Genomic DNA, 13,088 nt, shown 5'->3' with positions numbered 1-13,088 from the left:
CAATGCTGTGAAAAACCGGTCACCAGTGCCAGCGGGTGCCGACCACGCACGGCCGCACGTCGTGGACGACCAGCGCGCTGGTGCCGGACGCGCCGACGTGCAGCGGCTCGGTGGTGTGCTCGGGTGCGGCCGGTCCGTCCTTGCGGAACGTGTGCCCGCCGGCCGGTGGGTCGCCTTCGAACCGGACCAGCTGCGCGTACTCGCCTACGGGACTGCGCAAGCGCCGGGAGTAGAACTCGACCGGCGGACCGGGCGGCGCGCACAGCCCGTACTCGACGACGGTGTGCTCGCCGGGTTTGAGCGGCCGGTCCAGCAGCAGCTCGGCCACGATCAGCCCGGAGGCGGCGTCGACCACCGTGCGGCCGACGCGGCAGAAGTCGACGGCCGTCAACGCGGGCGTGGTGCCCGGTTCGTCTGCCTCGTAGCGCACCAGGTACCGGTGGACGAGTCCGCTCAGCCCGCGCAGGACCACCCTGGACCGCACACCGCGTTCGGTGCGGTCGGCGCGCACGGTGAAGACGTCGTGCGCCGACACGAGCCCGCACCGGCCCTCGTCCGGGTCGTCGAGCTCGGCGACGAGCGGTGCGACGTGCGGGCTGTCCGGCCGGGTGACCCAGCGCCCGCGCGGGCGTGGCGCGCCCAGCAGCACGACCAGCGAGGCCGGTGGCAGGCCCAGCACCCGTTCCAGCAGCTGCACCGCGCGCAACGACTCCGGCCCCTCGGGGCGGCGGTGGCCGCGGCGCCAGTAGCTCAGGGTGGCGATGCCGATCTCGGTGCCCTGCTCGGCCAGCCGGTGGCGGACGCGGTCGAGCGTCAGCCCGCTGGCGGTGATCGCGGCGTCCAGCGCCTCGGCGAACGACGCGAGCCGTTCCCGGCCGACCTCCTGGGACATCACCGGCCTCCTGGAACTCGTCGTCCCGGTATGGTCGGCGGCTTCGTGCGGGAGTTCAAGTGCGGGGTTCGCGATGTGGACGGTCGTGTGGTGGCACAGCGCCCGGCGAGTCCTGGTCTCGCCGGGCGCCGTGCGTTCAGGGGGTGTTACGCCGCGCCGTTGAGGAACGCGGTGTACAGCAGGGCGTTGGGCGAGCTGGACCCGATGCCCGTCAGGCGGTTGGTGGTCGCGTTGCGCACGAGCGCGTCACGCACCTGCGCCGGCGTGGCGGAGGTGTTGCGCGCCAGGTACAGCGCCGCCGCACCCGCCACGTGCGGCGAGGCCATCGACGTGCCCGACATCGTCGCCGTGCCGGTGGTGCTGGAGTAGGAGGCCGACACGATGTCCGTGCCCGGCGCCCAGATGTCCAGGCACGAGCCGTAGTTGCTGTCGAAGCGGCGCTCGTCCTCCCAGGTCGCGTTGCCGACGGTGACGGCAGCCGCGACCTTCTGCGGGCTGTAGTAGCAGGAGTCGTCGGTGGAGTTGCCCGCCGCCTGCACCCACTGCACGCCGCTGGCCACGACGGCCTTGACGGCGTTGTCGATGGCGGGGGTGTTGCACCGCTGGCGGCAGCCGATGCTGTAGTTGACCACCGCGGGCTTCACGGCGTTCTTGGCGACCCAGTCGGCGGCCGCGAGGATGTCGTCGTCGTAGGCGTCGCCCTTGCAGTTGAGCACGCGCATCGGCACGATCGTCGCCTTCTTGGCCACGCCGTACTTCGTGCCCGCCGCGGTGCCGGCGACGTGGGTGCCGTGGCCGTTGCAGTCCTGGGGCGTGCGGTCGTCGTCGACGTAGTCGTAGCCCGCCGCGATCCGGCCGGTGAACTCGCTGTGGCTCGCGTTGATGCCGCTGTCGAGGATGTAGATCCGCACGCCCTGGCCCGCGCTCGACGGGTAGCTGTAGCTCCTGTCGAGCGGGTAGTCGCGCTGGTCGATCCGGTCCACGCCCCAGTTCGGCGTCGGCGTCTGGGTGTCCATCGTGGACATCCGGTTGACCTGCTGGACGTAGGCGACCTTCGGGTCCTTGGCGAGCTTCGCGGCCTGGGTCGCCGACATGGTGGCGGAGTAGCCGTCGACCACCCGGTCGTAGGTCTTGCGCACCGTGCCGCCGTACCGCTGGACCATCGCCGCAGCCGAGGCGTCAACGTTGTCCTCGCCCTTGAACACCACGATGTAGCGGTCGGCCACGGCGTCCGAGGCACCCGCGTTCAGGATCGCGGGACCGGCCTCGGGTTGCGACGCGGCGGTGCCGGCGGTCATCGCCACCACACCGGCCGCGGCAGCCGCGCAGGCGACCGCCCTCATGATTTTGTTGCGCATCGACGTGCACCTTTACTTCGCAGGGGATGCGGGTTCAGGGACCGCGGTGGTGACCGCGGTTGCTCCGCTCCACGAACGTAAAAGTGCGGTTGTGCAGCCGACAACACTCAAAGCTGCGGCCGGGACGACCACGTACCGCACCACCTACCGCTAACGGCGGGCGAACGACCGTTATCCGTTATCCGGTACGTGGACGGTCTTAGGGCGCTACCGCGCGGCGCACGCTGTCGCGCAGGAACGCCCGGCGCCGCTCGTGCTCCTCGGCGGCTTCGTCGGCGGTGGCCGCGTACACGTTGCTGACCGGCGACCACGCCATGGACATGGCGATCACCACGGCCATCACGTCGAACGGCTCGCCGGCGCGGACGAGCCCGGCGGCCTGCGCCTGGGCGATGGCCTCCAGCTTGCCCGCGTCCACCCGGTCGGCGTCGGCGACGAGGTGGCCGGTGGGGCGGCGTTCCAGCCGGGCCCAGGTGGCGAGCCGGATCAGGTCGGGCCGCTCCAGGTACTCGTCGTACAGGCGCACGGCCCAGCCTGCGAGGTCGGTGGCGTCGATGGGGACGACGTCCATGATCCGCTCCAGCGACCCGGAGAAGATCGCGTCGAACAGCCCGTCCTTGCTGCCGAAGTAGCCGTAGAGCTGGGCCTTGTTCGTCCGTGCCGCGGCCACGACCCGCTCGATGCGGGCACCGGCGATGCCGTACTCGGCGAACTCGCGGGTGGCGACGTCGATGATGCGCTGCCGCGTGGCCTCGCCGCGGGCGGTCAACCGCTGGTCGGACATGGTGCCAGCCTACAGACAGAACAGTTGGTTTGCTTTACCGGACGCCTGGGGTTAGCGTGAAATAGACAGAACAGTCTGTTTGGAGGAGAGCCCATGAGGACCACCACCGGCTGGCGGGCCCACGACGCGACCACGGTGCGCGCCGCCCCGATCCCCCGCCGCGACCTGCGCCGTGACGACATCGCGGTGCGCGTGGACCACTGCGGTGTCTGCCACACCGACCTGCACTCCCTGCGCGCCCACGACGGCGGGACCGTGCTGGTGCCCGGCCACGAGTTCACCGGCGTGGTCACCGAGACCGGCCAGGACGTGACCGCCTTCCGCGTCGGCGACCCGGTCGCGGTCGGCAACATCGTCGACTCGTGCGGCACGTGCCCGATGTGCCTGGCGGGACAGGAGAACTTCTGCCGCGAGTTCCCCACGCTGACCTACGGCGGCACGGACCGGCACGACGGTTCGACGACGCTGGGCGGTTTCTCCCGCGAGTACGTCGTGCGCGAGAGCTTCGCCCATCCTCTGCCGCCCGGCCTGGACCCGGCCGCCGCCGCGCCGCTGCTGTGCGCGGGGATCACGGTGTGGGAATCGTTGCGCGCCTTGGGAGTCGGCCCCGGCACGCGGGTCGCGGTGAGCGGCCTGGGCGGCCTCGGCCACCTCGCCGTGAAGTTCGCGGCAGCCCTGGGCGCGGAGGTCGCGGTGGTGACCCGCTCGGCCGACCGCGCGACCGACGCCACCCGCCTCGGCGCGCACGACGTGGTCGTCTCCACCGACCCCGGGCAGATGGCCGCGGCCCGCGACCGCTTCGACGTCGTCCTCGACACCATCCCGGTCGCCCACGACCTGAGCCCGTACCTCGGCCTGGTCGCCCTGGACGGCACGCTCAGCCAGGTCGGGCACCTCGGCCCGATCACGGTCGAGGCGCTGGACCTGCTGGTGGGCCGCAAGAAGCTCAGCTCCGCCGGCAGCGGAGGCCTGGCCGCCACCACCGCCATGCTGGAGTTCTGCGCCACCCACGGCATCACCGCCGACGTCGAGGTCCTGCCGTCGGCGCGGGTGAACGAGGCACTGGACCGGCTGGCGCGCGGGGACGTGCGGTACCGGTTCGTGCTGGACCTGTCCGACCTGTCCTGAACCGGAGCACCGCGGCGAGATCGCGTCCGCCGGGTGGTCAGAGGCCGCGCAGCAGCAGCTCCAGGGCGAAGTCGAACCGGTCGTGGCCCTCGCCGGCGCCGATCTTGTCGGCGTGCTCGACGGTGTGCGGGAAACGGCTCACCGGCAGCATCCGCAGCCGCGCCAGGGCCTCGGCGCGGTCGACGACGCGCGTGTCCCGGCCGCCGTCGGGGTGCCGGCGCAGCGACGCCTCGACGGTGTAGGCGCTGACGTACAGCAGTGCCGCGTCGATCGTCCACGCCGCCGCCTGCGGGTCCACGCCGCCGGCCAGCAGGATGCCGAGCATGCCCTCGGTGATGCGGAGCGTGTCGAGGTTCTTCGGCGCGGCCGACAACGCGGCCTGCGCGATGCCGGGGTAGCGCAGGAACTCGTCGCGCAGCTGCCCGCAGACGTCGGCGAACTGGGCCCGCCACCGCTCGGCGTCCGGTGCGGGCAGCGCGACCCGCTTGCCCAGCGCGCCGATGAGCAGGTCGTCGAGCTCGGCCTTGTTGCGCACGTGCGCGTAGAGCGAGGCCGGACCGGTGTCGAGGGCGGCGGCGACCCGGCGCATCGTCAACGAGGCGTAGCCGTCGGTCTCCACGATCCGCAGGGCCGTGTCGACGATGCGGCCGACCGTGATCGGTTCCTTGCGCGCCGCGGGCTGCTCGTCCAGTGCCGCGATCTGCGCCGCCCACTCGTCGCGTGCCGAGGCGCTCTTCCGGTTCATGGCACTCAGCCTACAGTTGACACGAACATCGTTCGTAAGTAGAACGATGTTCGTGTCAACCTCCACCGCGCAGCCCCGCCTGCGCTCCCCCGGTTCCCTGCGGGAGGCGTGGATCGCCCTCGCCGGGCTGTCCGCCGTCTTCCTGTTCGAGATGCTCGACGGCTCGATCCTCACCGTCGCGTTGCCCACGATCGGCCGCGACCTGCACGCCTCGACGACCGCGCTGCAGTGGGTGTCGAACTCCTACGCCGTCGTGTTCGGCGGGCTGATGCTCGTGTTCGGTGCCGTGGCCGACCGGGTCGGGCGGCGCCGCGTGATGCTCGCCGGGCTCGTCCTGCTCGGTGCCGCGAGCCTCGCGACGCTCTTCGTCACGTCCGTGGGCGAGCTGGTCGCGGTGCGGTCGGTCATGGGCGTCGCGGCCGCGATGACCACACCCGGTTCGATCGCGCTGGCCTTCCGGCTGTTCCGCGCCGACGACCTGCGCGTCCGCGCGATGACGCTGATCTCCACGGTCGGTCTCGTCGGCCTGGCCATCGGCCCGCCGCTCGGCGGCGCCCTGCTGACCGTGGCGCCGTGGCAGGCGCTGCTGCTGGTCAACGTCCCGATCTCGGTGCTGGCGTTCGCCGGCATCGGCCGCGGCGTCGAGGCCGACACCGCGGCCGAGCTGCACCGCGACCCGGCGGACCTCCTCGGCGGCGTGCTCGGCACCGCGACCATCGTGCTCGCCCTGGTCGTGCCGACGTTCTTCGTCGAACGGGGCGCCTCGTCGTGGCTGCCGTGGACCGCCTCCGCCGCAACGGTCGTGGCAGCGGTTCTGTACGTCGTCCGCGCGCGCACGGCCAGCCATCCGTTGCTGGACCTCAAGCTCGTCGCACGGCCGCTGGTCGCCAGCGGTCTCGCGCACAAGGCGGCGACCGGGCTGGCGGCGGCCGGTCTCACCTACCTCGTGACGTTGCAGCTGCAGCTCGACTGGGGCTGGTCTCCCGCGCTCGCGGCGGCCGGGATGCTGCCGCAGGTCGTCGTGCTGATCGCCGGTGGCCCGCTGGTCACCCGGTTCGTGCGCGCGGTGGGCCTGGACCGGGCGGCGTGGCTCGGCGGGAGCTGCGTCGTGACGGGCCTCGCGGTGTACGCGCTGCTCGGGCGACTCGGCTACGCGCCGGTCGCGGCCGCTCTCGTGCTCGTCGCCATCGGCATCCGCGTGGTCGGCGCGGTCGCGGGCGTGAACGTGCTGAAGGGCCTGCCGGAGAACCGGACCTCGATCGGTGCGGCGCTCGTCGACACCGCCTCGCAGGTCACCGCCGCCGCTGGGGTCGCCGTCAGCGGCACGGTGCTCGCGGTGCTGTTCGCGGGCGGCATCGCCCAGCCGGGGTGGAGTGCCGCGCAGACCGTGCAGTTCGAGCGGGCCGTCACGATCGGCGGTCTCGCGCTCACCGCCCTGTCGGCCGCCCTCGTCGGCTGGGGCTTCGTGCGCGCCCGGCGGGTGTGAACGGCGGACGTGAGCGGCGCTCGAGCCGGCCCCGAGAGCATGAGAGCGCTCTGGTCTCGGACGAGAGGGTGCACGCCGATGCTCAGCCCTGCCAAGCCCAGCACCACCGCCTCCCCCACCGCTCCCAGGGCGCGCTTCGCCCGCCCCGCGGCTCTCGTGGCAGCGGTCGTGGCCACCTCGGTCGCACTGGCGCTCGTCGCCCACGCCGTCTACACCCGCGACCCGTACTGGGGCCTGCGCTGGACGGTGGACCTCAAGGTGTACCTGGCCAGCGGGCAGGCGGTGCGCGACGGCCGGTCGCTCTACGACCTGGTGGTGCTGTCGCCGCTGTACGGGCCGATGTCCTACACCTACCCTCCGCTGGCCGCCGCCGCGATCTTCGCGCCGCTGTCGTTCCTGCCGGCCGGAGCGGCGGGCCTGCTGTGGAACACCGCGTCGCTGGCCGCGCTGGGCGCGGTGGTGTGGCTGACGGTGCGGATCGCGGGGGTCCGGCGGCACCGCGGCCTGCTCGTGGTCGCCGGTCTGGTCCTGGTGTCGTTGCTGCTGCCGGTGCGCGTGCAGCTGATCGCCGGGCAGATCAACGCATTCCTGCTCCTGCTGGTGCTGCTGGACTTCCGCCCCGGCGCGGGGCGGTGGCGGGGTGTCGGCATCGGCATCGCGGCCGGGCTGAAGATCACGCCGTTGCTGTTCATCGGCTACCTGCTGGTGACCCGGCAGTGGGCGGCGGCCCGCACTGCGGCGCTGGCGTTCCTGGGCACGGTCGCGGCCGGTTTCCTCGTCGCACCGGGTGACTCGGCCCGGTACTGGGGTGGGCTGGTGCTGGAGTCGTCGCGGGTGGCCGACGTGTACGTGACGCCGAACCAGTCGTTGCCGGGCGCGCTGGCCAGGGCGCTGGGCACGGTGGGGTTCGACCGGTCGTGGTTGCCCGTGCTGGCGCTGGTGGCGGTCTGCGGCCTGGCGGTGGCCCGGTCCGCGCACCGCCGGGGGTCGGACTTCCTGGGGTTCTCGGCCGCGGCGGTCACCAGCCTGCTCGTGTCACCGGTGAGCTGGGAGCACCACTGGGTCTGGGTGGTGCCGCTGCTGGTGTGGCTGGCGGCCCACGCGCACCTGCGGCGGTCGCCGGGCCTGGCGGTGCTCACCGCCGTGGTGTTCGTGGTGTTCGCCGTGCGGTGGTTCGCGCTGCTCGACGTGCCGGAGGTGCCGCCGCTGTCCGGCGGGCTGACGGTGTGGCAGCAGCTCGCGGCGGGGCTGTGGCCGCTGACCGGTCTGCTGCTCCTGCCGGTCGTGCTGGCCGCGGCCCGCGCACCGGCGCTGAGCAGCACACCTGCCGCGCAGGCGGTATAACGTCCACCCCGGACTCATCAGTACACAGCAGTGACGGCGGTCACAGGTCGGGGACGCTCGGGGCCGGAGCGGACAAGTACCAGCGTGACCAAGCCCAAGGAGCGCGCCGTGGACGGCAGCAGGCCGGACCTCGACGGTGAGGACCCGGCCGCCGCGTTCACCGCGCTCTTCGACACCCATGCCCCTGCCCTGCGCGGCTACCTGGCGGGCCGCGTCGGGCTCGACACCGCCGACGACCTGGTCGCGGAGACGTTCCTCGTGGCCCTGCGCAGGCGCGGCGCCTACGACCCGGCCCAGGCGCCGGTGCGCGGCTGGTTGTACGGCATCGCGACGAACCTGCTGCGCAACCACGTGCGCACGGAGCTGCGCGGTTACCGGGCGACCGAACGGCTGCACACCGAGACCGAGCACTCCCACGACGCACAGGTCGCCGCCAGGGTGGACGCCCAGCGCCAGCTCGCGCGGACGTTGCCGAGGCTGTCGGTGCAGGAGCGGGACCTGCTGCTGCTGACGTCCTGGGCCGGGCTGGACCCGTCCGAGGTCGCGACCGCGCTGAACCTGCCTGCCAGCACGGTCCGCTCACGCCTGCACCGCGTGCGCACGAAACTGCAGGCACTGCTCACAGGGGAGTCGTCATGACCGAGTTGGACGAAGCACTGGACCTGCTGCACCGGGCTGACCGCACGAGCACCCGCCCGCTCGACGCCGTGCGCGCCAGGGTCGTCGAAGCCGCGGCCACGGGCACCGTGGTTCCGCTGCGCCGCCGCAAGCTGCTACCGGTGACCGTCGCCGCGGCCGCCGTGGCACTCGTCGCCGCGGGGGTGGTCGTGGTCCGCGACACCGACGCACCGTCCCAGGCACCGCCTGCCGCCGCGCCCCCGGTGTCCGCGTCGCCGAGCCCCACCGAACAGCAGGTGGCGCTGCTGTCCGCGGCCGAGCTGCTCGACGACGCGGCGGGCAAGATCACGCCGGTCGACCAGCCGGTCGGGCCCGGCCAGTACCGCCTCATCACCGAGCACGGCACGTACGCGCGCGGCATGATGTTCGGGTCCTCCGTGGACAATCCCCAGCCGATGAGGGGCGCCACCTACGCGGTCGAGCTGACCTACCAGACGTGGATCCCCGCGGACGTCACGCAGGAGTGGGTCAACCGCCGCACCCAGAACGGTGAGGCGAAGTGGCTGGGCGGCAACGTCCCGCAGTCCGAGGCGCCTTACACCAACCAGGACACCGACACCGGCGAGCGCCGCGGCAAGTGCGGTGACTTCTTCCCGAAGTCCCAGCCGCGCAAGGTGTGCGGCGACCCGACCGACTGGGACTCGCCCGCGTTCTACGCCGCGCTGCCGCGTGACCCGGCGGCGCTGTACGAGTGGCTGCGCAGCACCACGAGCCAGCGCGGTTCGACGCCCGCGGCCATGTTCGCCAAGGCCACCGAGATCCTCCGCGCCGGCTTGATGCCCGCGGACCTGCGCGCCGGCTGGTACCGCGCCATCGCGAAGATCGACGGCGTCACGGTCTCCCCGCAGAAGGTGACCATGGACGGCCGCACCGGCGTCGGCATCACGCTGACGGACCGGCACGAGCGCGTCGAGCTCGTCATCTCCCCGGAGACGGGCGACTTCATCGGCGACCGCAGGCTCACCGGTCCCGGCAGCGAGTACACCTGGCTGCCCGAGGGCACGGTGCTGACCTCGACGGCGATCACGACGAAGGTCGTCGACAGCGTCGGCTGAGCCGGTGGCGCGGGAAGGCCGGTCGCGGGTTCCGCGGCCGGCCTTCCCGCGCCGGGCACGCGCACCGAACCGCCGTCTGGCAAGGTCAGGACCATGAGTGATCGGCAGGCCCGTGTGCTCCGCGCGTTCGAGACGTTCTTCGCCCCGGCGGCGGAGCCGTCCCCGTCCTGGGTGCTCGACCTGTTCCGCCGCACCGCCACCACCGTGCCCGCCTACCGGGACTTCCTGGCCGAGCACGGGATCGAGCCGGAGTCCGTGCAGGCGTTCGCGGACTTCCAGCGCCTGCCGCTGACGGAGAAGGCGAACTACCACCAGCGCCACCCGCTGCCCGACCTGTGCCGCGACGGCACCCTCGCGGCCTGCGACATGATCGCCGTCTCGTCCGGTTCCAGCGGCAAGCCGACGATCTGGCCGCGGTCTCTGGAGGACGAGCTGCACGTGGCCCGCCGCTTCGAGCAGGTGCTCGTCGACGGCTTCGGCGCGGACGAGCGCAGCACGCTGGCGGTCGTGTGCTTCCCGCTCGGCACGTGGGTCGGCGGCCTGTTCACGCAGGCGTGCGTGCGCCACCTGGCCGCGAAGGGCTGCCCCATCACGGTGGTGGCGCCGGGCAACAACAAGGCGGAGGTCCTGCGCGTCCTGCCTGAGCTCGCACCGCACTTCGAGCAGACCGTCCTGCTCGGCTACCCGCCGTTCGTCAAGGACGTGGTCGACTCCGGCACCGACTGGTCGTTCGACGTGAAGCTGGTGCTGGCCGGCGAGGTCTTCAGCGAACAGTGGCGCGACCTGGTCGCCACCAGGGCCGGCATCGCGGACCCGGTGCACGACATCGCCGCGCTCTACGGCACTGCCGACGCGGGCGTGCTCGGCACCGAGACCGCGCTGTCGGTGGGCATCCGCCGCTTCCTCGCCCACCGCCCCGACCTGGCGCGGCTGGTGTTCGGCGACCCGCGCCTGCCGACCCTGGTGCAGTACGACCCCGCCAGCCGCTTCTTCGAGGTCGTCGACGACACCCTCGTGTTCACCGCAGACGGCGGAATCCCGCTGGTGCGCTACCGCATCGGCGACGAGGGCGGCCTCCTCCCCCACGCCGAACTGCTCGCACTGTGCGCCGAACACGGCTTCACACCACCCGACGGCCCGCCGCTGCCGTTCGTCTACGTGTTCGGGCGCTCGCTGTTCACGGTGTCGTTCTTCGGGGCGAACGTGTACCCGGAGAACGTGACGGTGGGGCTGGAACAACCGGAGATCAGCGCGACGGTGACCGGGAAGTTCGTGATCGAGTCGGTGGAGGACGCGGACCGCGACCGGTCGCTGCGGATCACGGTGGAGGTCGCGCCGGGCGCCACCGCCGACGCACCCGCGATCGCGCAGTCGGTGCGGGCGCAGCTGCTGCGGCTCAACAGCGAGTTCGCGAACTACGTGCCGGTGGAGCGGCAGCTGCCGGAGGTGGTGCTGCGACCGGCCGGGGACCCGGAGTACTTCCCGGTGGGGGTGAAGCACCGCTACACACGCCCCTCATAGCCTGCTCCGCACCTCGGCGAGATCCTGCAGGCACATGGTGTGCACAGAACCGGAGTCGTACTCGGGACACAGGGCGACCGCCCTCTGGAGCACCTCGACCGCTTCCTGGAGACGTCCCGCGTCTCGGTACGCACGACCGAGCAGACTGAGCTTGTAGGCCTGGGCAAGGGGATGCCGCACGCGGCCTTGCGCCCGAACCAGGCTCAGAGCGCTTTCATGGCACTGGATCGCCTCTTCCAGGCGACCCAGCCCCCGGCAAGCCTCACCGCGGTTGCTCAGGAGGTTGTCCTCGTAGTGGTCGATCTGCTCCAAAGCAGCCCGCTCCTGCTGCTCGCACCACTCCAGCGACTCGTTCCACCTGCCCAGCTCACCGCTCGTGCCGGCGAGGTTCCCCAGCAGGGTGGGCAACCAACCCGCGTAGCCGATGTCCCGGGCCACCTCCAGTCCTTGCAGCAAGAGCTCACGAGCACGTTCGAGCCGACCTGCTTGTCTCAACGGGAAACAGATGTTGTTGAGGGTGACGCACTCCCCGTGCCGGTCCCCGTGCGCACGCCGCAGATCCAGGGCCCGGCTGTGACAGGCGAAGGACTCCTCGTGCTGCTGTTTCTGGGCGAACAGAATTCCCAGGCTGTTCAGGACCTCGGCCTCGGCCCAGGTGTCACCCAGGAGCGTGGCGGCGTCCAACCCGATGTGGGTGGCGGTGTGCCATTCCTCCCAGCGGTGTGTGTTCATGTAGTAGCGCGTCAGCAAGGCCGGCAGCTGCCAAGCCGGCCCGTTCACGCCGCTGTCGTGTGCGCGTCGTGTGACCGCGACCAGGTTCGCGTGCTCGTCTGCGATCCACGCCAGCGCCTCCTCCCTGGAGCGGAACCTCGACGGCACGACCCTTGCCGGCAACGGATCCGGTGTGAGAAGTCGGTAGTGCGGGTCCAGCACCCGTTGTGTGTTCGCGACGGTGTGCACGTACCAGCCGGCCACGCGCGCAAACGCTTCACGTTGCTCGGCAACGGTTTCGTCCCGGCGCGCACACTCGGCCGCGTAGAGCCGCACGAGGTCGTGGAACCGGTAACGCCGACCGTGCGCCTCCAGCAGGTGCGCTCCGACCAGCCGTTGCAACGACCGCCGAGCCTCACCGCCGACGAGTGCGTCAACGGCGGCGGCACTGATGTCCGGTCCTGGGTGCAAGCCGAGCAAACGGAAGGTCCGCGCGTCCTCTGCGGACAACGCGCGGTACGACGAAGCGAAGACGGCCCGCACCGCGCTGGGGTCCGGCGACAACGCCTCGAGCCGTGACTGCTCGTCCGCCAGCTCCGCGACGAGGTCCGGCAGTGGCACGTTCGAGGCGGCGGCCCGTTCCGCGATGATCCGCAACGCCAGCGGCAGCCGCCCGCACAGCTCGGCGAGGTTCTCGAGCGCCGCCACCGGCATGTCGTGCAGCTCGGCGGCCAGGAGCTCGACCGCCTCGCCGAGCGGCAGCACGTCCACGGTGACGCGGTGGGCTCCCTCGCGTGCCACGAGGCTCGACAACGCGCTGCGGCTCGTCACCACGACGCGGCAGAGGTTGCTCCCGGGCAACAGCGGACGCACCTGGTCCGCGGTCGCCGCGTTGTCGAGCACGATCAGGACCCGGCGGTCGGCGAGCAGCGACCGGTACAACCGCTGGCGGGCTTCGAGGTCGATCGGGATGTGCGCGTCGGGCACGTTGAGGGCGCGCAGGAAGCCTTCGAGCACCAGCCCCGGTTCCGCGGACGGTTCGACGGGGTCGTACCCCCGCAGGTTCGTGTACAGCTGGCCGTCCGGGAAGCGGTCCTGGACCCGGTGCGCCCAGTGCACCGCGAGCGCTGTCTTGCCCACCCCTCCCGCTCCGGCGAGCGCGGAGATGACCAGCGCACGCCCGTCGGCCTCCAACAGCCGGTCGAGCCGGTCGAGGTGTTCCGCGCGGCCTGCGAATCCCCGCACGTCGCACGGCAGTTCCCGCGGTACCGGCAACGCGGGCGACGAGCCGTGCACGTGCACGTTCCCGGCCTGCACCACGGTCCTGACGTCGCCGTGCACCGTGTTGTGCGTCAAGTTGTCCGGCTTCTCGGCCATCCGAGAACC

Annotated in this window: 11 protein-coding genes; 6 read left to right on the top strand and 5 right to left on the bottom strand. The window is 72.0% G+C overall.

The features are described 5' to 3' along the window. Window positions 1-19: 19 nt before the first annotated feature. The 3 genes from ACZ7CH_RS23755 to ACZ7CH_RS23745 all read right to left on the bottom strand — a co-directional run bounded on the left by ACZ7CH_RS23755 (window position 20) and on the right by ACZ7CH_RS23745 (window position 3,034). Window positions 20-892, bottom strand: coding sequence for a helix-turn-helix domain-containing protein (locus ACZ7CH_RS23755; protein ID WP_360392927.1), 873 nt, complete (start codon window positions 890-892; stop codon window positions 20-22). 146 nt (window positions 893-1,038) lie between these two features. Then, a complete protein-coding gene (locus ACZ7CH_RS23750; RefSeq protein ID WP_360392924.1) occupies window positions 1,039-2,250 on the bottom strand; it encodes a S8 family peptidase in 1,212 nt (403 codons plus the stop codon). A gap of 199 nt (window positions 2,251-2,449) precedes the next feature. Next, entirely contained in the window at window positions 2,450-3,034 is a 585-nt protein-coding gene (locus tag ACZ7CH_RS23745; RefSeq protein ID WP_470371141.1) for a TetR/AcrR family transcriptional regulator, read from the bottom strand. 93 nt (window positions 3,035-3,127) lie between these two features. Between ACZ7CH_RS23745 and ACZ7CH_RS23740 the strand changes: the two genes are divergently transcribed. After that, window positions 3,128-4,162, top strand: coding sequence for an NAD(P)-dependent alcohol dehydrogenase (locus tag ACZ7CH_RS23740; protein WP_470374879.1), 1,035 nt, complete (start codon window positions 3,128-3,130; stop codon window positions 4,160-4,162). 37 nt (window positions 4,163-4,199) lie between these two features. On the opposite strand, the gene ACZ7CH_RS23735 is transcribed toward ACZ7CH_RS23740, so the two are convergent. After that, window positions 4,200-4,907 (bottom strand): TetR/AcrR family transcriptional regulator, encoded by a 708-nt coding sequence (locus tag ACZ7CH_RS23735; protein WP_470374878.1) that lies wholly within the window; start codon window positions 4,905-4,907, stop codon window positions 4,200-4,202. Between the two features lie 52 nt (window positions 4,908-4,959). Between ACZ7CH_RS23735 and ACZ7CH_RS23730 the strand changes: the two genes are divergently transcribed. From ACZ7CH_RS23730 to ACZ7CH_RS23710, 5 genes are all read left to right on the top strand, one after another. Continuing rightward, a complete protein-coding gene (locus tag ACZ7CH_RS23730) occupies window positions 4,960-6,393 on the top strand; it encodes an MFS transporter (protein ID WP_470374877.1) in 1,434 nt (477 codons plus the stop codon). Between the two features lie 78 nt (window positions 6,394-6,471). After that, complete coding sequence (locus tag ACZ7CH_RS23725; protein WP_470374876.1) at window positions 6,472-7,737, top strand: glycosyltransferase 87 family protein; 1,266 nt, start codon at window positions 6,472-6,474, stop codon at window positions 7,735-7,737. A gap of 84 nt (window positions 7,738-7,821) precedes the next feature. Beyond that, the gene (locus ACZ7CH_RS23720) at window positions 7,822-8,376 is read left to right on the top strand and encodes an RNA polymerase sigma factor (RefSeq protein ID WP_470374875.1); all 555 of its coding nucleotides are present in this window, start codon (window positions 7,822-7,824) and stop codon (window positions 8,374-8,376) included. Continuing rightward, a complete protein-coding gene (locus ACZ7CH_RS23715) occupies window positions 8,373-9,470 on the top strand; it encodes a CU044_5270 family protein (protein ID WP_470374874.1) in 1,098 nt (365 codons plus the stop codon). The genes ACZ7CH_RS23720 and ACZ7CH_RS23715 overlap by 4 nt, the downstream gene beginning before the upstream one ends. Before the next feature lie 93 nt (window positions 9,471-9,563). Continuing rightward, the gene (locus tag ACZ7CH_RS23710; protein ID WP_470374873.1) at window positions 9,564-10,991 is read left to right on the top strand and encodes a phenylacetate--CoA ligase family protein; all 1,428 of its coding nucleotides are present in this window, start codon (window positions 9,564-9,566) and stop codon (window positions 10,989-10,991) included. Here the strand turns inward: ACZ7CH_RS23710 and ACZ7CH_RS23705 are convergent. Continuing rightward, window positions 10,986-13,079: an ATP-binding protein gene (locus ACZ7CH_RS23705; protein WP_470374872.1), complete on the bottom strand. Its 2,094-nt coding sequence runs from the start codon at window positions 13,077-13,079 to the stop codon at window positions 10,986-10,988. The genes ACZ7CH_RS23710 and ACZ7CH_RS23705 overlap by 6 nt on opposite strands. Between the last annotated feature and the right edge of the window lie 9 nt (window positions 13,080-13,088).

Source organism: Lentzea sp. NPDC037011, from assembly GCF_055607425.1.
The sequence above is the reverse complement of the archived record's forward strand: the minus strand, read 5'-3'. Positions and strand labels throughout refer to the sequence as shown.

Excerpts from the sequence above, each read along its gene's own strand:
- ACZ7CH_RS23755 (WP_360392927.1), bottom strand. The coding sequence starts at position 892 with ATGTCCCAGGAGGTCGGCCGGGAACGGCTCGCGTCGTTCGCCGAGGCG.
- ACZ7CH_RS23750 (WP_360392924.1), bottom strand. The coding sequence starts at position 2,250 with ATGCGCAACAAAATCATGAGGGCGGTCGCCTGCGCGGCTGCCGCGGCC.
- ACZ7CH_RS23745 (WP_470371141.1), bottom strand. The coding sequence starts at position 3,034 with ATGTCCGACCAGCGGTTGACCGCCCGCGGCGAGGCCACGCGGCAGCGC.
- ACZ7CH_RS23740 (WP_470374879.1), top strand. The coding sequence starts at position 3,128 with ATGAGGACCACCACCGGCTGGCGGGCCCACGACGCGACCACGGTGCGC.
- ACZ7CH_RS23735 (WP_470374878.1), bottom strand. The coding sequence starts at position 4,907 with ATGAACCGGAAGAGCGCCTCGGCACGCGACGAGTGGGCGGCGCAGATC.
- ACZ7CH_RS23725 (WP_470374876.1), top strand. The coding sequence starts at position 6,472 with ATGCTCAGCCCTGCCAAGCCCAGCACCACCGCCTCCCCCACCGCTCCC.
- ACZ7CH_RS23715 (WP_470374874.1), top strand. The coding sequence starts at position 8,373 with ATGACCGAGTTGGACGAAGCACTGGACCTGCTGCACCGGGCTGACCGC.
- ACZ7CH_RS23710 (WP_470374873.1), top strand. The coding sequence starts at position 9,564 with ATGAGTGATCGGCAGGCCCGTGTGCTCCGCGCGTTCGAGACGTTCTTC.
- ACZ7CH_RS23705 (WP_470374872.1), bottom strand. The coding sequence starts at position 13,079 with ATGGCCGAGAAGCCGGACAACTTGACGCACAACACGGTGCACGGCGAC.